This window comes from Dactylosporangium sp. NPDC050588 (genome assembly GCF_040654975.1).
Lineage (GTDB): Bacteria > Actinomycetota > Actinomycetes > Mycobacteriales > Micromonosporaceae > Dactylosporangium > Dactylosporangium maewongense.
The window spans coordinates 72,291-97,917 of the sequence record NZ_JBFAJA010000045.1 but is presented as its reverse complement, the minus strand read 5'-3'; the positions used below and the strand labels follow the sequence as shown (position 1 = coordinate 97,917).

Genomic DNA, 25,627 nt, shown 5'->3' with positions numbered 1-25,627 from the left:
ATGCAGCCGCTGTTCGCTGAGCACCTCCACGTGGGCCGGCCGAACGTCGGTGACCGTGGCCGCTTCCTCGACCGGATCAACGGCGCCCTGGACCGCCTCTGGCTGGCCAACAACGGGCCGCTCGTGCAGGAGTTCGAGGCGCAGGTCGCGGCCGTCGCCCAGGCCCGCTACTGCGTCCCGGTCGCCAACGCGACCGTCGGCCTCCAGATCGCGGCGAAGGCGGCCGGGATCGGGCCCGGCGACGAGGTGATCGTGCCGTCGTTCACCTCGCCGGCCACCCCGCACGCCATGGAGTGGATCGGCGCGGTGCCCATCTTCGCCGACGTCGACACCGAGACCGTGACCCTCGACCCGCACCACGTCGAGCGGCTCATCTCCCCGCGCACCAAGGCCATCATCGGTGTGCACGTCTTCGGCCGCCCCTGCCACATCGACGAGCTCAGCGCCCTGGCCGACCAGCACGGCCTGATCCTGCTGTTCGACGCCGCGCAGGCACTCGGCTGCACCTACCACGGCCGGCCGATCGGCGGCTTCGGCGACGCGGAGATCTTCAGCTTCCACGCCACGAAGTACCTCAACAGCTTCGAGGGCGGCGCCATCGTCACCAACGACCCCGACCTAGCCGAGGCCGCCCGGGCGATGCGCAACCTGGGGCTGGACGAGCACCGCGAGCAGACGTACCTCGGCATCAACGGGCGCATGACGGAGGCGTCGGCCGCGATGGGCCTCACGTCCCTCGAGTCGATGCAGGACTTCATCGACGTGAACCGCCGCAACGCCATGCTCTACCAGGACGGCCTGGCCGGCGTCCCCGGCGTCACGCTGCGCCGGCAGGCCCCCGGCGAGCGGGCCAACCACCAGTACGTGGTCATCGAGACCGACGCCCGCGACGCCGTGCACGACCTGCTCCTGGAGCACAACGTCCTGTCCCGCAAGTACTTCTACCCCGGCTGCCACGACATCGAGCCGTACCGCTCGAAGCGGGCCCGCCACACGCCCCTGCCGCTCCCGCGGACCGAGGCACTGTGCGACCGCGTCCTGTCCCTGCCGACCGGCACCTCGATCGGCCCGGCGGAGATCGCCGGCATCTGCGACATCATCCGCACCGCCTGCCGCCCGCTGCGCCAACGCCTGGCCGCCTGACCGCTCCTCCCCTCCCCCCGAAGCCGCCCCGCCTCCCCCAGGCGGGGCGGCTTCGCCTGCCTTCCCCACCCACGAGCCTGCCCCGGCGTGCCAGCCCCTGCCCCCGGCTCAGCGTTGATCGAAGGACGCCCCTGGCCGCCCGGACGACCACCCCGCGCCTTGGATCACGCGGCACCGGCAACGCCCCGCAACGACGCCACATGCCAACACTGACGCGAAGCACCAGATGATGCCCTCGACGGCGCCGGACCAGGTGAACGGTGGCCGGGGAACAGCACCGCGACACCGGCACGGACCGCAACCAAGCCGCGCCGCGAACCGCGAAGATCGAAGGATGGTCCTGGCCGCCTGGACGACCACCCCGCGCCTTGGATCACACGGCGACGACCCACAACGGCGGCACAGGCCACGAACCCAACGGCGATGCGGAATCGCCGGCAGCAACCCGGCATGACTCCGCGGGCGCGAAGATCGAAGGACGGTCCTGGCCGCCCGGACGACCACCACGCGACTTGGATCACGGCCGCGGAACGGGGTCGGAGCGGCGAGCGGAGAAACGGGACAGGGCGGCCCGGCACTGGAGAGTGCCGGGCCGCCGTTCGGGACCGAAAACAGCGTCAGACGGGCTGGACCTTCTCGGTGTCGGGGGCGGGGGTGTCCTCGACCGTGTCGGCCGGGGCTCCGTGGCCGTGGCCGCCGCCCTGGCCTGCCATCGGGGGCACGCCGCGCAGGGTGGCCACCGACAGGACCGCCAGGCCGAGGAAGACGACGCCGCAGACCGCGGCCACCGTGTTGAGCTCCGTCGTGAAGGCCGTGCGGGCCGCGGCGACCAGCGCGTCGCCGACCGCGCCCGGCAGGGACTGCGCGACGAAGAGCGCGCCGTCCGCGGTCTCCGCCGCGGCGTCGCCGGCGGGGGTGCCGGCGATCTCCGGCGGGACGACCATCTCGCGGGAGTAGACGGCCGCGCCGATGCTGCCCATGGTGGCGATGCCGACCGCGACGCCCAGGTCGCCGCTGGTGGTCTGCAGCGACGACGCCGAGCCGGCCTTCTCCGGCGGGGCGGCCGGCACGACCAGCTGGCTGACCACCGGGCCGACCGGGCTGACGCCGAAGAAGACGATGCTGAAGCCGACGATGAGCATGGCCAGGCCGGCCGCGACGGTGAGCTGGCTGAGCACCGTCATGCCGATGGCGGCGATGACCGCGCCGCCGGCCACGACGTACGCGGGGCGGACCTTCTGCGCGATGCCCTGGCTCATGCCGATGCCGATCAGCAGCGCGAAGGTCGGCACCAGGATCCACAGGCCGCTGCTGAGCGGGCTGCGGCCCTCCACGACCTGCAGGAACTGGGCCAGGAAGAAGCCGGCGCCGCCCTGGACGGCACCGATGAGCAGGGCCAGGACCAGCGCGCCGCTGACCGCCTTGATCTTGAACAGGCGGACGTCGAGCAGCGGGTCGGCGAGCTTGCGCTGGCGCTGGACGAACAGGGTGCCGAACAGCAGGCCACCGACGAGCGTGACCACGGCGATGGCGGTCCAGCCGTGCGCGGCCAGCTCCTTGAACGCGTAGATGACCGGCAGGATCGCCAGCAGCGAGAGCGCGACGCTGAAGAGGTCGAGCCGGCCCGCGTTCGGGTCCTTGAACTCCGGCAGCAGCACCCGGGCGGTCGCGACGACCAGCAGCATGACCGGCGGGCCGATCAGGAACACCGAGCCCCACCAGAACCACTGCAGCAGGACGCCGCCGACGACGGGGCCGAGGGCGACGCCGAGCGTCAGCGCCGACGCCCACACCGCGATCGCGATGCCCATCTCCTTCGGGTTCTTGAACATCTGGGTGATCAGCGCGAGCGTCGACGGGATGAGCGTCGCGCCGGCGATGCCCAGCAGCGCGCGGCAGACGATGAGCATCTCCGGCGTGGTGGCGAACGCCGCCACGGCCGACACCAGGCCGAACGCGGTGGCGCCGATGACGAGCAGTTTTCGCCGGCCGATGCGGTCGCCGAGCGTGCCCATGGTGACCAGGAAGCCGGCGCTGAGGAAGCCGTAGATGTCACCGATCCACAGCTGCTGGCTGGCGCTCGCGTCGAGGTCGGCCGTCAGGTTCGGCAGCGCCAGGAAGAGCACGCTGATGTCGATCATGCCGAGCATCGACGGGAACCCCAGGACGGCGAGCCCGAGCCACTCGCGCCGGGTCGCCTTCACCTCCGGGCCTTGCGTATGTGTTGCCATGTCCCCTCCTCGTTCGAAGCCGCGTCACCGCAACGACGAGGCCCTCGCAGCCATTGTTCGGGGGGCACATGGACCGGACATCTTCACAAATGCGCTCTCTACGCCGCGGCTTCCAGCTGGCGGGCCACGTCGTACCGCCAAGAAGGGAACGTCGAGCAGAACTTCACGAAGTTGTTCAGCAGGTGCGCCCCGTTCTGCGTGCAGATGCTCTCGGGGTGGAACTGCACCGACTCGACCGGCAGCCACCGGTGCCGCATCGCCATGATGTAGCCGTCGTCGAGGGACCGCGCGCTGACCTCCAGGCATGAGGGCACCGTCTCCTCGACGACCACCAGCGAGTGGTACCGCGTGGCGTGGAAGTCGTCGGCCATGCCGCGGAAGAGCCGCCGCCCGTCGTGCCGGATCCGGCTGGTCTTGCCGTGCATGAGGTGCTCGGCGGGCACGACCGTCGCGCCGTAGGCGCGGCCGATCGCCTGGTGCCCCAGGCAGACGCCGAGGATCGGGACCTCCCCGGCGAAGGCCCGCACGATGTCCACGTGCCCCGAGTCGTCGGGGCTGCCGGGGCCCGGGCCGAGCAGGATCGAGTCGGGCCGCACCTCACGCACCTCGTCGAGCCGCAGCGCGTTGGAGCGCACCATGATCGGCTCGGCGCCGGCCGACATGAGGTACTGCCGGATGATGTAGACGAAGCTGTCGAACGCGTCGACGACGAGCACCCGCACGATGTCAGTCCTCCTGTAACAGTTCGCGGCCGGTGACCGCCCAGAAGGCGGCGCTGAGCTTCGCCAGCGTCTCGGTCCACTCCCGCCCGGCGTCGGAGTCGGCGACGACACCCGCCGAGGCCCGGGTGCGGTACTCGCCGTCGTGGTGGATCAGCGTGCGGATGCACAGGGCCATGTTCAGGTAGCCGCCCACGTCGATCAGGCCGAGGGCTCCCCCGTACAGGCCGCGCCGGCTGTGCTCCATCGCCTCGATGATCTCCATGGCGCGGATCTTCGGCGCGCCGGTCATCGTGCCGGCGGGGAACAGCGCCGGGATGATGTCGTAGCTGTCGACCTGCTCCTCCGCCTGCCCGGAGACGGTGGACACCAGGTGCTGCACGTGGGAGTACCGCTCGATGCTGAAGTGCTCCGGCACGTCCAGGGTGTCGCGCCGGCAGATCCGGCCGACGTCGTTGCGGCACAGGTCCACCAGCATCGTGTGCTCGGCGAGCTCCTTGGGGTCGGCGCGCAGCCGCCGGGCCGCCGCCTCGTCGCCGTCGGGGCCGCCGCGCGGGACGGTGCCCGCGATCGGCCGCATCAGCACGTTGCCGTCCTCGACCCGCACGAAGAGCTCCGGGCTCGCGCCGACGAGGGTGTGCCCGCCGAGCGCCGTCAGGTACATGAACGGCGACGCGTTGCGCTCCCGCAGCCGCTGGTAGGCGTCCAGCGGCGGGGTCGGCGTGCGGACCGTCAGCTCGTGGCCGATCTGCACCTGGTAGATGTCGCCGATCGCGATGTGCTTGAGGCACGCCTCGACGGTCGTGAGGTAGTCCTCGCGGGCGGTGTCGTCGCTCCACCCGGTCACCTCGGCGAGCCGGGGCGGGTCCACCGGCGGGGCGCCGGCCAGCAGCCCGGCGATGTCGTCGGGGAGCGCCGGCCAGGCGTCGCTGTCGAACAGCAGCAGCTCGGACTCGACGGCGCCGACCTCGTGGGTGAGGCAGCCGCGGTACAGCACGAGGTGGACGTCCGGCAGCGACGGCTCCTGCTCGATCAGGTACGGCAGCTCCTCGATGTACCGCACCGCGTCGTAGCCGAAGTAGGCGAGGAACCCGAAGCTGAACCGCGAGGCGGAGCCCTCCGCGTCGAACGTCCCCTGCACCGCGCGCAGGAACGGCCACAGGTCGGTCATGGCGGGCAGCCGCAGGGTGTCGCCGTCGGCGACCAGCAGGCCGCGCGTGCGGTCCAGCACCGCGTCGCGCAGCGCCGGGACGCCGCCGACGTGCACGGCGCCGCGGGTCACCGAGACGGTGAGCAGCTCGCCGAAGCCGATGAACTCGTGCCGGGCGTCCTGTCCCGGACCCGTCGCCGACTCCAGCAGGTAGACCTCGCCGGGACCGAAGCGCGCCGCGAGCGCGGACCACGCGGGCAGCGCGCCGGGCCTCAGGATCCGGTGCCGCCGGGTGTGTACGCGTACCTGATCAGACAAAGAAGGCATCGAAGTCCCCGTTCACGTCGTGATCGCGTAGCGGTGCGCAACCTCCCGGGCGGCCAGCACCGCGGCGTCCGGTGCCGTGCGGTTGTCCAGGATCCGTGCCGCCTTCCAGCTCACGAACGAGCCGGTGCTGGTGACCGGGTCGAGGTCGGCCTCCACGGTGAGGCCGGCCCGCACGCCGGTGCGCTCCCGCAGCCGGGCGGCGACGGCCGCGCCGATCGCCGGGGCGTCGCCGGCGAGCGCCGGCACCAGGTCCAGCCGGACGGTGACGGTGTCCTGGGTGCCGTCGTTGTCGAGCACGATCTGGTAGCCGAGGCAGCCCCGGACGTCCTCGAGGACGAGCGCCTCCAGCTCGGCGGGCTGCAGGTCCGCGGCGCCGACCCGGATCCGGTCGGCGGCGCGGCCGAGCACCTCCACCACCGGCCCCGGCAGCGGCGCGTCCGGCCGGCCGGGCCGGACCCTGACGAGGTCGCCGGTGCGGTACCGGATGAGCGGCTTGATCCCGTCGACCAGCATGGTCAGCACGAGCTCGCCCTCGCCGAACGGGCCCCGCGAGGCGCCGGTCCGCGGGTCGACGACCTCGGCGATGTAGTTGAGCCCGGCCAGGTGCATCTCGCCGGTGTGCGCCCCGGTCGCGATGCACAGCGCCTCCTGGGAGCCGTACAGCGTCGGGTACACGGTCGCGTCCGGCCACAGCGACGACACGTTCGCCCGCAGCTGCGGCGTGCAGATCTCGCCGAGCACGAGGAACATCTTGATCGGCAGGCGGCGCAGGTCGTACCCGTAGTGCAGGGCGGCCTTCGCCAGGCTCAGGCACAGCGCCGGCGCGCAGACGACGACCTCGACGCCGAGCTCCTCGATGAGCCGCAGCGCCTTGCGGAACCCGACCCGCGGCGACTCCGGCCAGATCTTGACGTGGCAGGCGCCGACGGACTCCGCGACGGCGGTGAACACGTCGCCGAACGCGTACAGCTCCGACGGACCCATGAGCCCGATGACCGGCATGCGGTCGCCGAAGCGGTGGCGCAGCAGCCGGCGCCACGACTGCTCGACGGCGCGGTTGCTGGTCAGGATGTCCTTCGGGCCGCGCGGGCAGGGCGTCGAGGCGCCGGTCGTGCCCGTCGTCTCGTAGTAGATGGCGGCCTCGGACATCGGGCCGGACAGCACCCCGTACATCTCCCGGCGCAGGTCCTCCTTCGTGGTGAAGGGCAGCGCGGCGAGGGTCGAGGTGGTGACGGCGTCGACGACGATCCCGGCGAGGTGCCTGCGGTAGAACGGCGAGCGGGTCGTGACGTGCTTGAGCACGGTCGTCAGCCGCTCGTCGTGCCAGGCGCGCAGGTCCGTCTCGGACAGCGCGCCGGCGTAGTACCGCACCGACAGGTCGTCGTAGCGGGCCCGGAAGCCGGCCGGCAGCCGGACCCCCGCGGTGGTGGTCGCGGCGGTCACAGGCTCGCCCTGAGCTCGTCGAGGGCCAGTCCGACCCGCTCGTTGCGGTCGCCGACGTCGAGCACGTCGGCCCGGCCGGTGAGCTCGCGGTAGTTGTTCAGCAGCTCGATCATGTCGACCATCCGCTCGACCATGCGGGTGACGTTGGTCAGGCCCTCCTCGTCGTTGGCGTAGTCGCCCTTGTGCAGCGCCTGCACCTCGGCGGGGAACCCGCTGCCGACGACGATCATCCGGTTGAGCAGGACGTTGGCCATGAGCTGACCGGTCACGTCGCTGTTGTTGTACCGGCGGGCGACGGCGATGACGCCCGCGACCTTGTTCGACAGCGGGCGGTCGAAGCGCAGGTAGCCCACGCCGGCCCGCTCGATGAAGGTCTGCATGAGGCTGGAGGTGCCGAACCCGTGCACGGGCGCGGCGTAGATGATCCCGTCGGCGGCGATCATCTTGTCCACGACGGCCGGGATGTCGTCGGTCTGCTCGCAGCGGATCGGCCGGTCGTTGCAGTCGCCGCACGGGCCGCACCGCAGCATCCGCAGGTCGCGCAGGTCGATCGTCTCGAACGCCGCGCCGCGGTTCGCGGCCACCGCGGCCGCGTGGCGCAGGACGCCGGCGGTGTTGCCGTCGCGCTCCGATCCGTTGATCGCGACGATCTTCGGCTCCATGGGTGGCGCCTCCTCGAAGTGGCACGGGACGTGGCTTCGAGCGTCGTTCGGGGCCGCCCGCCGCCGCATCTTGCAACGTGCGGTGATCGTCAAGCGCCGGCGTCCGCCGGGGACGGGCGCCCGCGACGAACGCGGCACGCAGCGAGATGCGCGCGCCGCCCGCGGCAAGGCGCGCACGCAGCAAGATGCACGGCCCGGCGCCGCGCCCAACGATGAACGATGAAGATCAATCGAGGGCGAGGGAGCCACCCATGGGAGGCGAATACTGGAACCGCAGGACCGAGACGATGCCCCGGCCGCAGTTGCGGGAGTGGCAGTGGCGCAAGCTGCAGGTCGCCCTGCAGCACGCCCAGCGCTCGGAGTTCTGGAGTGAGCGGATCCCGGCGGGCATCGGCTCGCTCGATGACTACTTCGCGCGGATGCCGCTGACGTACAAGAAGGACCTCATCGCCGCGCAGGAGGTGGCGCCGCCGTACGGGACGCTGCCGTCGACCGACCCGGCGCTGGCGATCCGGCACCACCAGACCAGCGGCACCAGCGGCAACCCGCCGGTGCGCTCGTTCGACACGATCCGCGACTGGACCTGGTGCGCGGACGTGTACGCCACGGCGCTGTACGCGCTCGGGGTCCGCGAGCACCACCGCGGCATGGTCGCGTTCGGCTACGGCATGTTCGTCGGGTTCTGGGGCATGCACTACGCCCTGGAGCGGATCGGGGCCACGGTCATCCCGGCCGGCGGCTTCGACTCGCAGGCCCGCATCAAGCTGATGATCGACCAGCGGGTGTCGGTGCTGGGCTGCACCCCCAGCTACGCGCTGCGGCTGATCGAGACGGCCAAGGAGATGGGCGTCGACCTGGCCCGCGACGCCAACGTGGAGATCATCATGGCGGGCGGCGAGGCCCGGTCCAAGGCGACCACCCAGGCGATCGCGCACGGCTTCGGCGCCGAGGTGTTCAACGCCGCCGGCACCACGGAGCTCGGCACCACCAACATGTTCGAGTGCCGGGCCAACCGCGGCGGCTGCCACAGCATGGAGTCCACCGTCATCGACGAGGTGCTCGACCCCGCGACGTTGCAGCCCGTCGCGTACGGCGAGCAGGGGGTCCGCGTCTCGACCGGGATCGGCCGGGAGGGCATGCAGCTGTTCCGGCACTGGACCGAGGACCTGGTGATCCGCCGGCCGTGGCACGAGTGTGCCTGCGGGCGCAGCTGGGACTGGTTCGACGGCGGCATCCTCGGCCGCGCCGACGACATGCGCAAGATCCGCGGCGTGTCGGTCGAGCCGGTCATGTTCGAGGAGGTGCTGCGGCGCTTCGACGAGGTCGGGGAGTTCCAGACGGTGCTGCGCACCGTCCGCGGGCTCGACACCGTCGTCCTGCGGGTCGAGCCCGCCGACGTGCCCGGCGCCGACGTGACGACGCTCGCGGCGCGCATCGCCGACACCGTCAAGCGTGAGTGCAGCATCCGGCCCGATGTCGAGATCGTCGAGCCCGGCAGCCTGCCGCGGTTCGAGCTGAAGGGAGCGAGGTTCCACGATGAGCGGTGAACTGACCGGACCGCAGGAGCAGCAGCTGCTGGAGTGCTACCGGACCCTGCACGGCCTCGCCGAGGTCGACGTGCCGGCGGTGCGGGCCGCGGTGCGCCGCGCCGTCGCCGAGCTCCAGGTCGCCCTGGAGGGGCAGGCGCTCGTCTTCGAGTTCTACTCCCACCAGTGGGACGAGGCGGCGCTGCCCGTCGCGGCCTAGCCCACACACCGTTCGTGCCCCGGCCCGTCTTCGGGCCGGGGCACGAACCTTCAGGTGGCACCGGCCGCCGAGGCCGACCGGCCCACCGAGTCCTCAGCGCAGGATCACCGCAGGGTCCGGGCGAACGTGCGGATGTCCGCGACGAGCGCCTCCGGCTGCTCCAGCGCCGCGAAGTGCCCGCCGTCCGGGTGCTCCGTCCACTGGGTCAGCGTCGGCAGGGCCTTCTCCGCGAAGGTCTTGATCGGGCGGGTCGCGTCGTGCGGGAACACCGCGACGGCGACCGGCATCGCCAGGTTCCACGGGCCGCCCCAGGTCGCCACGAAGTCGCCGGTGGTCGGCGTGGTCTCGTAGTAGATCTGCGCCGACGACCCGGCCGTCGCGGTCAGCCAGTACAGGGTGACGATCGACAGGATCGTGTCCCGGTCGATCACCTCCTCCGGCCGCTCGACCGCGCCGGTCCACTCATAGAACTTCTCGACGATCCAGGCGAGCTGGCCCACCGGGGAGTCGGTCAGCGCGTACGCCAGGGTCTGCGGCCGGGTCGACTGGATCTTCTGCCAGCCGATGCCGTCCTCGGCGAAGTGCGCGCCGTGGCCGAGCCGCTCCAGGTCGCCGGCGTCCAGCGACGCGACGGCGGCGGGGTCCGGCGGGAAGGTCACGAGCATGTTGATGTGCACCCCGGCGGCGTGCTCCGCGTCGGCGAGCCCGAGCTGCAGCGAGATGACCTTGCCCCAGTCGCCGCCCTGCGCGATGTACTGGTCGTAGCCCAGCGAGCGCATGAGGTCGGCCCACGCGCGGGCGACCCGGGTGACGCTCCAGCCGGGCTGGCCGGTCGGGCCCGAGAAGCCGAACCCGGGGATCGTCGGGATGACCACGTGGAACGCGTCCTCGGCGGTCCCGCCGTGCGCCTCCGGGTCGGTGAGCGGCCCGATGAGGTCGAGGAACTCCAGCACCGACCCCGGCCAGCCGTGGGTCAGGATGATGGGCGTCGCGCCGGCGTGCCGGGACCGCACGTGGATGAAGTGCACCGTGGCGCCGTCGATCTCGGTGACGAACTGCGGGTGCGCGTTGAGCTTCGCCTCCGCGGCCCGCCAGTCGAAGCCGGTCCGCCAGTACTCGGCGAGCTCCTGCAGGTATGCCAGCGGGACGCCGCGCGACCAGCCGGGGCCGGGCCCCGCGTCGGGCCACCGGGTGGCGGCCAGCCGGCCGCGCAGGTCGTCCAACTCGGACTCGGGTATGTCAACCTGGAACGGTCGCATCGGCGCACCACCTCGACTCGGTGTGATCTCCTGCTGTTGTCCGTAGCGTCGCACCCGGGCCCCGGCTGCCCCATCTCCTGTTGTGCCCAGGTGCATCCGGTGCGCACGGCATGAGATGCACGCCGCCGCGACCTCGGACGACAGTGATGCCATGACGGTGACCCATTCGACCGAGACCGATGTCGCGCCCGATGCGGCGCCGGCGTATCCGCTGCAGCGCGAATGCCCGTACAAGCCGTCGGCCGGCACGGCGAAGCTGCGCGAGCCCGGCCCGATCATCCGGGTCCGGCTGTACAACGGCCGCACCGCCTGGCTGGTGACCGGCCCCGCCGAGGTCCGCGCGCTGCTCGCCGACCCGGCGATGTCGAGCATGGCGACCTGGGATGACTACCCGGTCATCGACGAGAGCCACCTGCACATGCGGGCCAGCAAGGAGATGGCGCAGGAGGTCGAGGGCGGCTTCCCGGAGGTGCTGTTCGGGGTGGACCCGCCGGTGCACACCCGCCAGCGCAAGATGCTGCTGCCGAGCTTCACCAACCGCAAGGTGCAGACGCTGCGCCCGATCATCCAGCGCATCGTCGACGAGCGCCTCGACGCGATGCTCGCCAAGCCGCAGCCGGCGGACTTCCTCGCCGACTTCGCCGCGCCGGTGCCGATGATGGTGGTGTGCCTGTTCCTGGGCGTGCCCTACGCCGAGCGGGACTTCTTCGAAGGGCCCATGCACGACCTGGTGGTGCCGGAGAAGGCCGAGGCGGCGTGGGAGGAGTTCACCGTCTACCTGGAGCGGCTCGTCGACAAGAAGATGACCGAGCCGGGCGAGGGCCTCATCGACGACCTCATCGCGAGCCACGTGCGCAGCGGCGAGCTGTCCCGCGACGAGCTGGTCGCGTTCGCGATGGCCATCCTCATGGCCGGGACGGTCACGACCACCAGCGCCATCGCGCTCGGCACGCTCGCCCTGCTCGACCACGAGGGCCAGTACGAGGCGCTGGTCGCCGACCCGAGCCTGGTCCCGGGGGCGATCGAGGAGATCCTGCGCACGGTCAACCTCGTCGAGCAGCTGTCGCGGGTCGCGACCGCCGACGTCGAGATCGGCGGCGTCACCATCAAGGCCGGTGACGGCATCCTGCTCAGCTGCGCCGCGGCCAACCTCGACCCGAGCGTCACCTCGCACCCCGACGAGTTCGACATCACCCGCCCGCCGACCGGCGCCCTCGCCTTCAGCTACGGGCTGCACCACTGCATGGGGCACAACCTGGCGCGCCTGGAGCTCGAGGTGGTCCTGCGGACCCTCGCCGACCGCGTGCCGAAGCTGCGCCCGGCGGTGCCGACGGCCGAGATCCCCTGGTACTTCGACTTCACCGTCTCGCGCCTGACGTCCTTCCCCGTCACCTGGTAAGGGGCCGGTGCGATGGAGTCCCAGCCCGCAACCGGGCCCGCCGCAGAGCCAGACATGGAAGACCCGGCCGGCGACGCCCGCGTGACCCGGCCGTTCACCGGCGACGAGTACGTCGAGTCGCTGCGTGACGGCCGGGAGGTGTACCTGTACGGCGAGCGCGTCGCCGACGTGACCCGGCATCCCGCGTTCCGCAACCCGGTCCGGATGACGGCACGGCTCTACGACGCCCTGCACGACCCGGCGACGCACGACGTGCTCACCGCGCCGACCGACACCGGCAGCCGGGGCTACACCCACCGCTTCTTCCGGACGCCGCGCAGCGCGGAGGATCTCGTCGCCGACCAGCAGGCGATCGCCGCGTGGGCCAGGCTGAGCTACGGCTGGATGGGCCGCAGCCCCGACTACAAGGCGTCGTTCCTCGGCACCCTCGGCGCCAACGCCGACTACTACGAGCCGTTCGGCGACAACGCCCGGCGCTGGTACCGCGAGTCGCAGGAGAAGGTCCTGTACTGGAACCACGCGATCGTGCACCCGCCGGTCGACCGGTCCCGCCCGCCGGACGAGGTCGAGGACGTCTTCGTGCACGTGGAGCGGGAGACCGACGCCGGTCTCGTGGTGTCCGGCGCGAAGGTGGTCGCGACCGCGTCGGCGCTGACGCACTACAACTTCCTCGCGCACTACGGGGTGCCGGTGCGCAAGAAGGAGTTCGCGCTCATCGCGACGGTGCCGATGGACGCGCCCGGCATGAAGCTGCTGTGCCGCCCGTCCTACGCGGCGACGGCCGCGGTGATGGGCAGTCCGTTCGACTACCCGCTGTCCTCCCGCCTCGACGAGAACGACACGATCCTGGTCCTGGACAAGGTCCTCATCCCGTGGGAGAACGTGTTCGTCTACGGCGACCTCGGCAAGGTCCAGATGTTCTCCGGCCAGTCCGGGTTCACCGAACGCTTCACGTTCCACGGCTGCACCCGCCTGGCGGTCAAGCTCGAGTTCCTCGCCGGCCTGCTGCTGAAGGCCGTCGAGATCACCGGCACCGACAGCTTCCGCGGCGTGCAGAGCCGCCTCGGCGAGGTCCTCGCCTGGCGCAACCTCTTCTGGGGGCTGTCGGACGCCGCCGCCCGCAACCCGGTGCCGTGGAAGGACGGCGCGGTGCAGCCGAATCCCCAGTACGGCATGGCGTACCGCTGGTTCATGCAGATCGGCTACCCGCGCATCCGCGAGATCGCGCTGCAGGACATCGCCAGCGGGCTCATCTACGTCAACTCCAGCGCCGAGGACTTCAAGAACCCGGCCGTGCGCCCCTACCTGGACAAGTACCTGCGCGGTTCGAAGGGCGTCGACGCCGTCGACCGGGTGAAGGTCATGAAGCTGCTGTGGGACGCGTTCGGCTCCGAGTTCGGCGGTCGGCACGAGCTCTACGAGCGCAACTACTCCGGCAACCACGAGAACACCAGGGTGGAGCTGCTCAACGGGCAGATCGCCGGCGGCCAGACCGAGCAGTACAAGGCCTTCGCCGACGCCTGCCTGCGCGAGTACGACCTCGACGGCTGGACCGCGCCGGACCTCGCCTCCTTCGACGAGCTGCGCAAGCTCTCCTACGGCGGCCTCAACATCTGATCCTCCTTCCGCGCCCCGCCCCTCATCCTCCGAGGGGCGGGGCGTTTCCGTGTGCGGAAATTGGACAGCGGACATTCCCCATCGGCAATTACCACACAGCGTTACCGGATGACTACGAGAGCATTTTGAAAGAAGCTGGAGCGTCGCTGGAGTGCCAGTATTGAACCAGCAGAGAAATGGACGGAGGTGAATAGAATGAAGAAGATCGAGGTTCGCAAGCTGGAGGAGATCAAGACCAGCGCCAACATCACCGCGAACGCCGCGTGCCCCGGCACGGACCCCGTCTGAACAGGACGGTAACGGCATCAAACCAAGTGGGGGACCGGGAAAGTTCCGGTTCCCCACTATTGGTGTGCTGAAAAGTAATCGCAAGATTGGAGTGACCAGTGACCCAGCTCCGCGCCCCTTACAACGCCGACACGACCGTCGCCGTCCTGCCGTTCCAGCGCCGCCCGGAAGGGGACGAGGTCGTCATCGGCGACCCGTCCCGCGGCGCGTTTCTCGCACTGCCGAAAGACGGGGTCGACCTGCTCGACTGGCTCGCCGCCGGCGACACGGTCGGCGAGGCGGCCCGCCGCTACGAGTCCCGCTACCACGAGACCCCGGACATGGAGGACTTCCTCGCCGTCATGACCGCGGAGGGATTCATCGAGGGATTCGTCGAGGGGTCCATCGCCGGCGACCGCCCGCGGGAGGAGCCGCACCACCACGGGCCGAAGGGGCGCCGGCTGCGCAAGGTCAGCCTCGACTGGATCTCACCGGCCGTCGCCCGGCGGCTGACCAGCGCGCCGGTCCTGGCGGCCTGCCTGCTGCTCATCGGCGGCGCGACGGCGATCATGCTGGCCGACCTGTCGCTGTTCCCGAGCACCGAGGTGCTGCTGTACCCGCACGGCAACTTCGCCGTGCTGAGCCTCACCGTGCTCGCGCTCACGCTCGGCGCCACGTTCCTGCACGAGCTCGCGCACGCGACCGTCGCCCGCGCCGCCGGCGTGCCCGTGACGCTCGGCATCAGCAACCTGATGTACGTGATGGTGGCCCAGACCGACATCAGCGGGCTGCGGATGGCGTCGAAGGGGCGGCTGTTCCTGGCCTTCCTCGCCGGGTCGATCGTCGACCTGGTCTCCGCGTCGCTGCTGGTGCTGACGCTGTTCGCGGACCGGCACGGGGTCATCGCGATAGCGCCCGTCGGGCGCGAGTTCGTCGGCGCGCTGCTGCTGAGCTACGTCTTCCGGGTCTTCTTCCAGTGCTTCTTCTACCTGCGCACCGACCTGTACTACCTGGTGTCCACCGCGCTCAACTGCCGCAACCTCATGTCGGACACCGAGACGATGCTGCGCAACGGCGTCCTGCGGCTCATCGGCAAGCGCGCGCACGTGACCGACCAGTCCGGGATCTCCCGGCGCGAGCGCACCGCGATCCGCACCTACTCGGTCTTCTACATCGTCGGCCGCGGCTTCGCCGTCATGACGCTGCTGACCGTCTTCGTGCCCATCATGGCCACCGTCGTCACCGAGTTCGTCACCTGGACGTCCGGCGGGCGGAGCCACCTCACACCGCTCGACTTCGTGCTGATCCTGGTGCTGATGCTCGGGGTGTACGGCGTGGGCGTCGTCATGTGGGTCCGCGGCCTCATCCGCGGCCTGGTGAAGTTCGGCAGGACCGTCCGGGCATGAGCGAGGGCCGCTGCGGGATCCGCAGCGGCCCTCGTCTGTGTGTTCAGCCCCGCTCGACCTCGGTCCGCAGCACCTCACGGAGCCGCGTCATGATGTCCACGACGGTCGACTCGTCGAACATGTCGGTGTAGCCGACCCGCCCGCCGATGCCGCCCGCCGGGTGCAGCTCCGCGGAGACGAGCATCCCGTCGGGGATCTGCGACCCGGCCGCCGAGCTGATCGTGCGCCGGCGGATCGCCGCGAAGCGCAGGTCGGCGACCTGGTCCTCGCCGCGCATGAAGGGCGACTGGATGACCTGGAAGACCACGGGCGCGGCCCGGGGCGTGACGACCGAGGCCATCAGCTCCGGCGCCTCCCCGGCCAGCTGCAGGAACGGCAGCTCGTGCCGGTACGCGGCGAGGCAGGAGCGGCGGACCGCGGCGACCGCGTCGGTGAACGTCTCGCAGCCGGACAGGTCGACCCGCAGCGGGGTGAAGTTGTAGAACGTGCCGATGACGTCGGCGGTCCACGCCGGCCCGCGGCCCGGCATGAACGTCGGCACCACCAGGTCGGTCTCGCCGGTCCGCTCGCGCAGCACCGTCAGGAACGCCGCCATCAGCACCATGAACGGGGAGCTGCGGCTGGTCCGCGCGAACTCCTGCACCGCTGTGTCGAGCTCGTCGGAGAACATGTACCGGTGCCAGCCGGTGGTGTACGCGCCGGTGGCCCGGGGGCGGTCGTTGGCCAGCGGGGTCATCCGCGCGCCCGCCAGCTCCTCCCGCCAGAACGCCCGCGCCGCCCGCGACTGGGCGTCGTCGGCGTGCTCGAGCTGGTGGGCGACGAACTCGCGGTACTGGCGGGCCGGCGGCAGGTCGACCGGCCGGCCCTCCTTGCGGGCGGCGTAGAACGCGGCCAGGTCCCGCATCACCAGGTGCACCGAGTAGCCGTCCACCGCGGTGTGGTGCGCCATGTAGGCCAGCACCGAGTCCTTGGCGTCGAAGCGGCCGAGGTACACCCGAAGCCCCGGGATCTCGTCGATGCCGAGCTCGTCGTCCTCCTCGATGGCGTTGATGAACGCCTCGGCGACGGCGTCACGGTCCTCGGCCGAGGGGTCCAGGTCGCTGATCACGAGCCGCGGCGCCGACGGCGGGTGGATCTCCTGGTGCGGGTCGTCGGGGTCGAGCACCAGCCTGGTGCGCAGCGTCTCGTGCCGGGCGACCACGTCGTGCATCGCACCGTGCAGCGTGTCGAGGTCGATCTCGCCCTCGACCCGCCACCCGGCCACGACGGTGAAGCGGGGGCCGAACGGGCCCCATCCCCCACCGCCGTCCATGAGGCGCAGGAAGTCCAGCTGCAGCGACAGCGGCGCGCGCTCGACGCCACCGCTCTCGCCTGCGGAGATCTCGGTCATCGTCACGCCTCCTTCGGCGTCGGGAGCGACCAGTGCATGCCGTCCGCCGACGGCACCAGCCCGCCGTCGCGCACGGGCGGCGTGGGGCGGTCGCTGCGGCCGAGCGCCGCCTGGATCTGGATCTGGTGGCCCTCCTTGACGATCGACCGGACCAGCGAGGTGTTGAGGATCTCCTGGTTGCCCGCGCCCTCGACCCTGCGGTCGATCGCCGCGGACAGCTCCTGCGCCGCCTCCGCCCGAGCGGTGTACGTCTCGGGGTCGACGAGCGCGCCCTCCTGCGAGGCGCCGCCGCCGACGAGGTTGACGAACGACTCCGCCGCCGGGGTCGTCTCGGCCGTCACCTTCTTCGCCTTCCAGAAGTACGACTCCTCGTCCTGGTGCATGTCGTAGAACGCGACCAGGAAGTCGTGGAACCGGCTGTACTCGGCGCGGTAGCGGTGCTCGAACTCGCTGAAGACGGTCTCCTCGGGGATGTCCGTCCCCTCGCTCAGCGCCGTGTTCAGCGACCTGGCGGCGAGCAGCGCCCCGTACGTCGCCAGGTGCACGCCCTGGGAGAAGACCGGGTCGATGAAGCAGGCCGCGTCGCCGGCGAGCACCAGACCCGGCTTCCAGAAGCGCTCCTGGAGGTAGGAGTAGTCCTTGCGGACCCGGATGTCGCCGTAGACGCCGGTCGTGACGCGGGTCGCGTCGGACAGCATGTCCGCGATGAGCGGGCACTGCTCGATCAGCCCGAGCAGCGCCTTCTCCTTGTCGCCCTGGACGCGCTCCAGCTCCTCCGGCAGCAGCACCGCACCGACACTGGTCAGGGTGTCGCTGAGCGGGATGTACCAGAACCAGCCGGCCTCGAAGGCGACCGCGAGGATGTTGCCCGAGTACGGCGGGTCGAGGCGCTTGCCGCCCTCGAAGTAGCCGAACAGCGCCAGGTTGCGGAAGAAGTCGGAGTAGACCCGCTTGCCGCCGCTGTGGCCGTGGATCCGGCTGGTGTTGCCGGAGGCGTCCACGACGTACCGGCTGCGCACCTCGTGCCGCTCGCCGGCGGCGTCGGTGTAGCGCACCCCGCGGGCCCGGCCGTCCTCCTCGATGACGTCGACGACCGTCGACTCCTCCCGCACCTCGACGCCCTTGGCCCGGGCGTTGTCGAGCAGGATCTTGTCGAACTTCATCCGCTCGACCTGGTAGCCGGTGGAGGAGTCGCCGGCGAAGTTCTGCGACAGCGAGAAGTCGAACGTCCACGGCTCGGGGTTGCTGCCCCAGCGGAACGTCCCGCCGTGCTTGATCGGGAAGCCGGCCGCGGCCAGTTCCTCGGTCACCCCGAGGAGCTTGCAGATGCCGTGCACGGTCGAGGGCAGCAGCGACTCGCCGATCTGGTACCGGGGGAACCGCTCGCGCTCCAGCACGAGCACGCGGTGACCCTGCTGCGCCACCAGGGTGGAGACGGTGGAGCCGCACGGCCCGCCGCCGACCACCACGACGTCGAAGGTTTCAGAGGTCATGATCGTTGCCCTTCTAGCGCAGCTCGACGTCGGCGGCCGCGACCGCGGCGACGAACTCGCCACGGGCCAGCGCCGCGGCGACCGTCTCGATGTCGTCGGACATGTAGCGGTCGTGGTCCAGGGTCGGCACGAGCGAGCGGACGTGGTCGTAGGTCGCCTTCGCCGCGGGGCTGAGCCCGTCGTAGCGCTTGGAGATGTCGACCGCCTGCGCCGCCGCGAGGTACTCCACGGCCAGGATCTTCTCGTTGTTCTGCAGCACCCGGCGGGCGTTGCGGGCGGAGATCAGGCCCATGCTGACGACGTCCTGGTTGTCGCCGTTGGACGGCACGCTCTGCGTGCTGGCGGGGCCGATGGTGCGGTTCTCGGCGATGAGCGCGGTCGCCGGGTACTGCGCGCCCGCGAAGCCGCTGTTGAGCCCCGGGTCGCCGGCGACCAGGAACTCCGGCAGGCCGTAGGACAGGTGCCGGTTGAACAGCCGGTTGGACTGCCGCTCGGACAGCACCCCGAGCTGGGTGAGCGCGATCGTGACGAAGTCCATCACGAACGCGATCGGCTGGCCGTGGAAGTTGGCGCCGTGGAAGATCTCCTGGCCCTCGAAGAACAACGGGTTGTCGTTCGCCGAGTTCAGCTCGATGTCCAGCTTGTTCGTCGCGTGGTACAGGGTGTCGCGCACCGAGCCGAGGATCTGCGGGATCGCCCGCAGCGAGTACGCCTTCTGCAGGTAGATCTTCGTGCGCTGCACCCCGTCGGTGTGCAGCTTGCCCTCGCCGGCGGCCTTCTCGCCCGCGTCGGCGACCTGGCGGCGCAGGTCGGCGTGCTCGACGGTGAGCCGGCTGCCGGCCATCAGCGCGCGCATGTTGGCGGCCGTGTCGATCTGCCCCTGGTGCGGGCGGGCGATGTCGTGCCCGGCCGGCAGGAACGGGCTCGTGGAGCCCTGCAGCGTCTCGATGACCAGCGCGGTCACCAGCTCGTGCTGGCGCACCTGGGTCATCGCCCGGCCCACGACGAGCGCGCCGAGGCCGGTCATGCCGGAGGTGCCGTTGATGAGCGCGAGGCCCTCCTTGAACTGCAGCTGCAGCGGCTCGATCCCGCGCTCGCGCAGGACCGGCCCGGTCGGGACCTTCTTGCCGTCCTGCAGCAGGTAGCCCTCGCCGATGACGGTGCTCGCGATGTGCGACAGCGTCGCCAGGTCGCCGCTGGCGCCGAGCGAGCCGATCTCCGGGATCGCCGGCGTGAGGCCGAGGTTGAGGTACAGCGCGAGCCGCTCCAGCACGTCGGGGCGCACCGCGGAGTAGCCCTTGGCGAGGGCGTTGAGCCGGGCGGAGAGGATGGCGCGGGCCTCGTCCTCGGCGAACAGCGGGCCGACGCCGGCGCTGTGGCTGCGCACCAGGTTGGTCTGCAGCTCGGTCTCGTTCGAGGTGGACACCAGCATGTAGATCATCTCGCCGTAGCCGGTCGTCACCCCGTAGATGGGGATCTCCTGCGCGACGATGTCCTCGAACATCTTGCGGCTCTTGGTGGCCCGCTCCAGCGACGAGGCGGCGACCTGGACCGGCGCGTGCTGCTCGGCGACCCGCCTGACACCCGGGATGTCGAGGGTCTCGCCGTCGAACACGACGGCCTGTTCAGTCTGCTGATTCAACGCACTCTCCTTCGGTTCGGTGTGGCCGCGGCGGCAGGTGCCCGGCCGCGACGTCCTGGCGGGCGCCAGCGGCCACGATCGCGGTGGCCAGTCCGGTCAGCGTGGGATTGGTGAGGCACTGTTGCAGCGGCACGTCGGCGCCGAACCGCTTGCGGATCAGCCCGGCGAGCCGCAGCGCGTCCAGGGAGCCGGCGCCCGCGGCGGTGAACGACGCGCCGGGGCCGGCGGGCGGGGCCCCGAGCACGTCCTGCCACAGCTGCGCCACCGCGGTCTCCGCCCACGTCCACGGGCGGTCCGCGGCTGCTTCCCGGCCACCCGGCCCTTGCCGGGCGGGCAGCCGGGACCGGTCGACCTTGCCGGCGACGTTGCGCGGCAGGGGGCCGGTCATCGGTTCGAACTGCACCAGCACGAGCGCGGCGCCGAAGCGCCGGCGCAGGTGCGCGCGCCAGGCGGCGACGGCCGGGTCCGCCCCGGGCGCCGGCACCACGTGGGCGACCAGGCCGACGACGAGGCCGTCGCCGTCGGTGGCCGGCACGACCGCGCACTCGGCCACCGACTCGTGCTGGGCCAGGGCCTCCTCGACCTCGGCCACCTCGATCCGGTTGCCGAGCAGCTTCACCTGGAAGTCCTTGCGGCCGCGGAACTCCAGCCGCCCGTCGTGCCGGCGCCGGGCGAGGTCGCCGGTCCGGTACACCCCGGTCCCGGGATCCATCCCCTCCAGCGGGCGGAACGCCGGGCCCGGCGGCAGGCCGACGTAGCCGTCCGCCACGTACGGGCTGCGGATCACGACCTCGCCGGTGACGCCGTCCGGGCAGGGCCGGTCGGCCTCGTCGAGCACCAGCACCTCGCGGCCGGGGATGGCCCGCCCGATCGGGGCCATGCCGCGGACCGGCGCGTCGATCGCCGCCCACGTCGCCGCGACCGTCTCCGTCGGTCCGTACACATTGGACAGACGCAGCCCGGGCAGCGCGGCGCGCAGCCCGTCGGCGAGGGCTGCCGGCAGCGCCTCGCCCATGAGCACCAGGTGCCGCAGCGCCCCGAGCCGCCCGGCCGCGGCGGTCATCGGCGCCAGCAGCTCCTTGGCGAAGCTCGGCACCGTCTGCAGGAACGTGATCCGCTCGGCGGCGAGCCAGTCGGTGAACCGTTCGGGGTGCACGCGGACCCGCTGCGGCACGGGGCACAGGGTGGCGCCGGCGGTCAGCGTGGCGAACGCCTCGTAGAGGCTCGGGTCGTGCTCCGGGGCCACCCAGTGCGCGACCCGGGCGCCGGGGCGCAGGTCGAACGTCGTGGCCATCCACGCGGCGAACTGCGCGAACGCGCCGTGGGTCTGCGCGATGCCCTTCGGCTTGCCGGTGGAGCCCGACGTGTAGGCGACGTAGGCGATCGCGTCCCGCCGCACCACCGGGGCGGCGGGGGCGCCGGGCGGCGGGTCCGCCGTCAGGGAGCCGACGTCCAGGACGAGGCCGTGGATCTCGGCGCGGTACCAGCCGGCGAGGGCGTCGGTCTCGGCGCCGCCGTCGACCAGCAGGCACGCGGGGCGCAGCTCGCGCAGCGCGGTGCGGCCGCGCTCGCCCGCGTCGCCGGTCCCGAACCACAGCAGGTGCCCCCCGGCGCGCAGCGCGGCGAGCGACGCGACGATCTGGCGCGGGCCGGGCGCCATGCGCACGGCGACGGCCCGCCCGCCGGCCCCGGCCGCGCGCAGGTGCGCCGCGACGACGGCGACGGAGCGCTCCAGGTCGCCGTACCCGAGGGACGAGCCCTCGGTCGCGACCGCGACCGTGGCCGGGATGCGGTCCGAGACGGCGCGCACCGCCTCGTGCACGAAGGGCGCGTCCGCGAACCGGTCGGCCGGGGCCGGCGCGCCGGGCACCGCCGCCGGACCGGGCACCGCGGGCGGGTCCGACGCGGCCGGCGAGGCGAGCGGGCCGGGCGTCGCGGCGTCCATCGGCAGGGTCGCGGCGTCGGCGTCGGGGTCCGCGATCGCGGCCAGCAGCAGGGTGCGCAGCTGCTCGAGCACCGCGGCCGCGGCGGCCCGCTGCTCCTCGCCTCGGAAGCCGAGCGTGCCGGCGAGCCCGGCGGCCGGGTCGACGGTCGCGGTCAGCGTCAGGTCGCACGTCGCCCAGCCGGTGTCCGCCGGCGCCGGGCGGACCTCGGCGCCGGGCAGGCGCAGCACCGCCTCCGGTGCCTCCCGCACGGCCAGGACCGCGTCGCACAGGGGCACGGGGCGGGCGTCGCCGTAGGCGTCCAGGGCCCGCAGCAGCTCGCCGTAGGGCAGCTCGCGGCGCGCCAGGCAGGCGTCCGTGGTGGCGGCGGCGCGCAGGACCCGCGCCCGGAAGGTGTCCGCGCCGGCCAGGTCGCCGGGGAGCACGAGCAGGTTGTCGAACGCTCCGGCGACCCGCGGGGCACCGGCGGGGCGGACGCTGACCGGCGTGCCGACCGTGACCAGGTCGCCGCCGTCGTAGCGGCACAGCAGCGACTGCAGCGCCGCGAGGAGCACGGCGAACGGGGTCGTGCCGGTGGCGCGGGCGAATCCCGTGACGGCGGCCGCGGCCTCAGGCCCCCAGTCGAAGCCGACGGCGCCGCCCGGCACGACCGGGGTGGTGTCGCGGTCCGGGCCGAGCGGGTGGCTCACCGGCGGCGTGGGGCGGACCGTGTCCTGCCACCAGCGCCGCGTGCCGGAGTCCCACCCGGGGTGGGGCGCCGCGCGCGGAGGCGGCGGGGCCTCGCCGGCCAGGCGCTGCGACAGCTCCTCGACGACGAGGTCCATCGTGTCGTCGTCGGCGACCGTCCGGTGCAGCACGACCGTCACGCGGTGCCGGCCCGGCGCGGTGCGCGTCAGGGTCAGGCGGGCCGGGAATCCGTCCCAGGCGGGCGTTGCGGGCGCGTCGAGCACCGCGAACGAGGCGGGGTCGGCGGCGGCGGTCACCGGTACCGGTGACGCATCGACATCGGTCACAGTGGTGCGCAACGGCTCGTGCGCGGACAACACCGCGAGCCAGGCGGCGCGCAGCGCGTCGACGTCCACGGGCCCGCTCACGTCGAAGCCGCGGCAGACGCGCGGTGCGGCGGTGCCCGGCGCGAGGTGCTCCAGCACCCACCAGCGGGCAGGCGATCCGTTCATCGCGTCCTCCTTACGACGGACGAATCGTCACACGCAGCGGACATCGATTGCTTCTCAAGGAATGCGGCGCACACAGCGCATTTCGAAGGATGCGCGTCGATGGCCGCGGTGCCGACGATGAGCGGGGAGTCACCTGCCTGGAAGGAGCACGTCCCATGGTGCAGAACACTGGCGCGGCAGATCCGTCCGTCGTCGAGCAGCGCGTCGAAGAGGTGTGGCGGGACGTTCTCGGCATGCCCGAGGGCGGGCAGCACCTGACCTTCTTCGAGCTGCACGGCCAGTCCATCTCGGCGGTCCGCATCGTCGGCCGGCTGGAGGACGAGCTCGGCGTCACCGTCGACTTCGGGCTGCTGTTCGAGGACCCGGACCTGGCCACGTTCACGAAGGCCGTCGTCGCGCTGACGAGCTGAGCGGCGTCCACAAGCGACAGACACCGACGGCGACACGAAACGGCGTGCACACCACCGGGTGTGCACGCCGTTCGTCGTCCCGCTACCGCCTGCGCGCGATCGTCAGCCCGTCGGCGAGCGGCAGCATCACGGCGTCGAGGCGCTCGTCGGCGGCGAGCGCGGCGTTGAAGGCGCGCAGGGTCTCGGCGCACCGCCGCTGCGCGGGGGTGTCGGCCCGGGACGGGTCGACGACCCAGCCGTCGAGCAGCACGTTGTCGGCGACGAGCAGCCCGCCCGGGCGCAGCAGCGGCACCGCGAGCGCGTGGTAGCGCGGGTAGCTCATCTTGTCCGCGTCGACGAAGACCAGGTCGACGCTGCCGGGCTCGAACCCGGCGAGGGTCCGACCGGCGGCGCCGAGCCGGAAGTCGATGCGGTCCGCGACCCCGGCCTGCTCCCAGTGTTCGCGCGCCAGGGGCAGCCACCGGTCGGACACGTCGCAGGTGACGACCCGGCCGCCGGCGCCGACACCTTCGGCGAGGGCGAGCGCGGACAGCCCGGTGAAGGTGCCGATGTCGACGGCCAGCCGCGCCGGCACCAGCCGGGCGAGCATCGTCAGCAGCGTCGCCTGCGCGGCGGTCGCCATCATCCCGGCCTCGTCGCCGAGCTCGCCGGCGCGGGCGATGAGCCCCGTGACGGCCTGCCCCGGCGGTGTCGTGCAGGCCGCCACGTAGTCGCCGACGTCCTGACCGGCGAGCAGATGCTTGGTGTCCTGGATCCCGGTGGTCATGCCAACCATCGTCCGGCGTCCAGGTCCGTGGCCGCATCCTTGGCTGTGCGGTCCTCTGTGGACACTAGTCGTCCGCTTTTCGCTCCACAGTAGACTGTGCAGGGCCGGACCGCGCGGCGTTGACCGGGGTGAGGCCGTTCCACGTGTCGTGGTCGATCTCGCGCAGGCGCTCGTCCTCGGTGCCGGCGATGCGGTTCATGGCGTGCCGCAGCAGCGGCGGCGCGACGACCGACGTGACGATCGCGACCAGCACGATCACCGTGTAGCCGGCGGTGTCGAGCACCTTGAGGCGCAGCCCGGTCAGCGCCACGATCACCTCGATGACGCCGCGGGAGTTCATCCCGGCGCCGAGGGCGAGGGCCTCCCAGCGGGTGAGCTTGCGCAGCCGCGCACCGAGGTACGCGCCGGCGAACTTGCCCACGATCGCCACCGCCAGCACCACCGCGGCCGTCAGGGCCACCTGCGGGCGGGCCAGCGCCGTCAGGTCCATCCGCAGCCCCGCGGTGGCCAGGAACAGCGGGGCGAGGACCCCGGTGACGACGGTGCGCAGCCCGGCCAGCTTCGGCTGGGCGGTGCGGGCCCCGGTGATCAGCAGGCCGGCCACGAACGCCCCGAAGACCGGCTCCATGCCCAGGGCGAGGGTGGTCGCGGCGCCGAACAGCACCAGGATGACCGCCGTCGCGACCGTCGGGGTGTCCGCGGGCCGGTCCGCGATGGCCGTCATCACCTTGCGCACCAGCACCCGGCCGAGGGTCGCAGCGAAGAGGAGGAAGCCCACCAGGTACAGCACCGAGGCCGTCACGGTGCCGGCGCTGACCCCGGCCGTCGCGGCGGCCGCGACCACCGACAGCAGCAGCCAGCCGAGGGCGTCGTCGATGAACGCGGCGGCGAGCGTGAGCTGCCCGATGTTGCGGTGCAGCAGGCGCATGTCGGTGAGGGTCTTGGCGATCACCGGGATCGCCGACACGCACATCGCGACGCCGAGGAACAGCGCGAACACGGTGCGGTCGCCGGGGCCGCCCGGCACGACGGGCACCGGCAGCACGTATCCGAGCGCGATGCCGGCGGCGAGGGGCAGCAGCAGCCCGCCGAGGCTGACGGTGACCGCCGTGGCACGGACCCGCCGCAGCAGCGACGGGTCCAGGTGCGTGCCGGTGACGGCGACGAGCAGCAGCACGCCGACCTGACCGACGGCGTCGATGAGGTGCATCTGCTCCGGCGAGCCGGTGAAGAGCCGCCCGGTGACGCCCGGCGCGAGGTGGCCGAGCACCGACGGGCCGATGAGGACGCCGGCGGTGAGCTCACCGACCACCGCCGGCATCCGGCACCGCTCGGCGAGCCGGCCGAGCAGCCACGCGGTCAGCAGCAGCACCCCCAGCCCGACGATGAACCCCACCATCACGTGCGAGGTCAGGGGGGCGACGAAGGTCACGGCG

19 protein-coding genes are annotated in these 25,627 nt (G+C 72.1%); 7 read left to right on the top strand and 12 right to left on the bottom strand.

The annotated features are described in order from the left end of the window. A complete protein-coding gene (locus tag AB0I21_RS29275) occupies nucleotides 1-1,143 on the top strand; it encodes an aminotransferase class I/II-fold pyridoxal phosphate-dependent enzyme (RefSeq protein WP_360565935.1) in 1,143 nt (380 codons plus the stop codon). A gap of 617 nt (nucleotides 1,144-1,760) precedes the next feature. On the opposite strand, the gene AB0I21_RS29270 is transcribed toward AB0I21_RS29275, so the two are convergent. From AB0I21_RS29270 to AB0I21_RS29250, 5 genes are all read right to left on the bottom strand, one after another. Further along, nucleotides 1,761-3,374, bottom strand: coding sequence for an MFS transporter (locus AB0I21_RS29270; RefSeq protein WP_360565933.1), 1,614 nt, complete (start codon nucleotides 3,372-3,374; stop codon nucleotides 1,761-1,763). Between the two features lie 98 nt (nucleotides 3,375-3,472). Beyond that, a complete protein-coding gene (locus AB0I21_RS29265; RefSeq protein WP_344508662.1) occupies nucleotides 3,473-4,096 on the bottom strand; it encodes an aminodeoxychorismate/anthranilate synthase component II in 624 nt (207 codons plus the stop codon). A 4-nt stretch (nucleotides 4,097-4,100) separates the two neighbouring features. Then, nucleotides 4,101-5,561: an anthranilate synthase component I family protein gene (locus AB0I21_RS29260; RefSeq protein WP_360565932.1), complete on the bottom strand. Its 1,461-nt coding sequence runs from the start codon at nucleotides 5,559-5,561 to the stop codon at nucleotides 4,101-4,103. A gap of 21 nt (nucleotides 5,562-5,582) precedes the next feature. After that, nucleotides 5,583-7,013, bottom strand: coding sequence for an AMP-binding protein (locus AB0I21_RS29255; RefSeq protein WP_354903850.1), 1,431 nt, complete (start codon nucleotides 7,011-7,013; stop codon nucleotides 5,583-5,585). Then, complete coding sequence (locus tag AB0I21_RS29250) at nucleotides 7,010-7,675, bottom strand: flavodoxin family protein (protein ID WP_360565930.1); 666 nt, start codon at nucleotides 7,673-7,675, stop codon at nucleotides 7,010-7,012. The genes AB0I21_RS29255 and AB0I21_RS29250 overlap by 4 nt, the downstream gene beginning before the upstream one ends. 251 nt (nucleotides 7,676-7,926) lie before the next feature. On the opposite strand from AB0I21_RS29250, the gene AB0I21_RS29245 reads away from it, so the two are divergent. Both AB0I21_RS29245 and AB0I21_RS29240 read left to right on the top strand, forming a co-directional pair. Next, complete coding sequence (locus AB0I21_RS29245; RefSeq protein ID WP_360565928.1) at nucleotides 7,927-9,222, top strand: hypothetical protein; 1,296 nt, start codon at nucleotides 7,927-7,929, stop codon at nucleotides 9,220-9,222. Then, a complete protein-coding gene (locus AB0I21_RS29240) occupies nucleotides 9,212-9,421 on the top strand; it encodes a DUF6052 family protein (RefSeq protein WP_344508672.1) in 210 nt (69 codons plus the stop codon). Before AB0I21_RS29245 ends, AB0I21_RS29240 begins: the two co-directional genes overlap by 11 nt. Before the next feature lie 104 nt (nucleotides 9,422-9,525). On the opposite strand, the gene AB0I21_RS29235 is transcribed toward AB0I21_RS29240, so the two are convergent. Beyond that, nucleotides 9,526-10,680, bottom strand: coding sequence for an epoxide hydrolase family protein (locus AB0I21_RS29235; protein ID WP_360565927.1), 1,155 nt, complete (start codon nucleotides 10,678-10,680; stop codon nucleotides 9,526-9,528). A 151-nt stretch (nucleotides 10,681-10,831) separates the two neighbouring features. Here AB0I21_RS29235 and AB0I21_RS29230 point away from each other — a divergent pair, with 151 nt between their 5' ends. The 3 genes from AB0I21_RS29230 (at nucleotide 10,832) to AB0I21_RS29220 (ending at nucleotide 15,369) form a co-directional block, all read left to right on the top strand. Next, on the top strand, nucleotides 10,832-12,079 hold the full coding sequence (locus AB0I21_RS29230; RefSeq protein WP_344508676.1) for a cytochrome P450: 1,248 nt from the start codon (nucleotides 10,832-10,834) through the stop codon (nucleotides 12,077-12,079). Between the two features lie 54 nt (nucleotides 12,080-12,133). Continuing rightward, nucleotides 12,134-13,696, top strand: a complete 1,563-nt coding sequence (locus tag AB0I21_RS29225; RefSeq protein WP_360565925.1) for a 4-hydroxyphenylacetate 3-hydroxylase N-terminal domain-containing protein — start codon at nucleotides 12,134-12,136, stop codon at nucleotides 13,694-13,696. Nucleotides 13,697-14,082: 386 nt separating this feature from the next. Continuing rightward, nucleotides 14,083-15,369, top strand: coding sequence for a hypothetical protein (locus AB0I21_RS29220; RefSeq protein ID WP_360565924.1), 1,287 nt, complete (start codon nucleotides 14,083-14,085; stop codon nucleotides 15,367-15,369). A gap of 43 nt (nucleotides 15,370-15,412) precedes the next feature. Here the strand turns inward: AB0I21_RS29220 and AB0I21_RS29215 are convergent, their stop codons facing one another. Genes AB0I21_RS29215 through AB0I21_RS29200 form a run of 4 tightly spaced genes read right to left on the bottom strand, consistent with a single transcriptional unit; the run spans nucleotide 15,413 to nucleotide 23,015 of the window. Next, a complete protein-coding gene (locus AB0I21_RS29215; protein WP_360565922.1) occupies nucleotides 15,413-16,759 on the bottom strand; it encodes a condensation domain-containing protein in 1,347 nt (448 codons plus the stop codon). A gap of 2 nt (nucleotides 16,760-16,761) precedes the next feature. Continuing rightward, nucleotides 16,762-18,252, bottom strand: a complete 1,491-nt coding sequence (locus tag AB0I21_RS29210; RefSeq protein WP_360565920.1) for a tryptophan 7-halogenase — start codon at nucleotides 18,250-18,252, stop codon at nucleotides 16,762-16,764. 13 nt (nucleotides 18,253-18,265) lie between these two features. Beyond that, nucleotides 18,266-19,894, bottom strand: a complete 1,629-nt coding sequence (cmdF, locus tag AB0I21_RS29205) for a tyrosine 2,3-aminomutase (RefSeq protein ID WP_360565918.1) — start codon at nucleotides 19,892-19,894, stop codon at nucleotides 18,266-18,268. Next, nucleotides 19,878-23,015, bottom strand: coding sequence for an AMP-binding protein (locus AB0I21_RS29200; RefSeq protein WP_360565916.1), 3,138 nt, complete (start codon nucleotides 23,013-23,015; stop codon nucleotides 19,878-19,880). The genes cmdF and AB0I21_RS29200 overlap by 17 nt, the downstream gene beginning before the upstream one ends. Before the next feature lie 155 nt (nucleotides 23,016-23,170). On the opposite strand from AB0I21_RS29200, the gene AB0I21_RS29195 reads away from it, so the two are divergent. Then, nucleotides 23,171-23,425 (top strand): phosphopantetheine-binding protein, encoded by a 255-nt coding sequence (locus tag AB0I21_RS29195; protein WP_344508689.1) that lies wholly within the window; start codon nucleotides 23,171-23,173, stop codon nucleotides 23,423-23,425. Between the two features lie 82 nt (nucleotides 23,426-23,507). On the opposite strand, the gene AB0I21_RS29190 is transcribed toward AB0I21_RS29195, so the two are convergent. Then, nucleotides 23,508-24,191 (bottom strand): O-methyltransferase, encoded by a 684-nt coding sequence (locus AB0I21_RS29190; protein ID WP_360565914.1) that lies wholly within the window; start codon nucleotides 24,189-24,191, stop codon nucleotides 23,508-23,510. Nucleotides 24,192-24,255: 64 nt separating this feature from the next. Continuing rightward, nucleotides 24,256-25,623 carry a cation:proton antiporter gene (locus AB0I21_RS29185; protein WP_360565912.1) on the bottom strand — a complete coding sequence of 456 codons (1,368 nt, stop codon included), beginning with the start codon at nucleotides 25,621-25,623 and terminating at the stop codon, nucleotides 24,256-24,258. Nucleotides 25,624-25,627 lie beyond the last annotated feature (4 nt).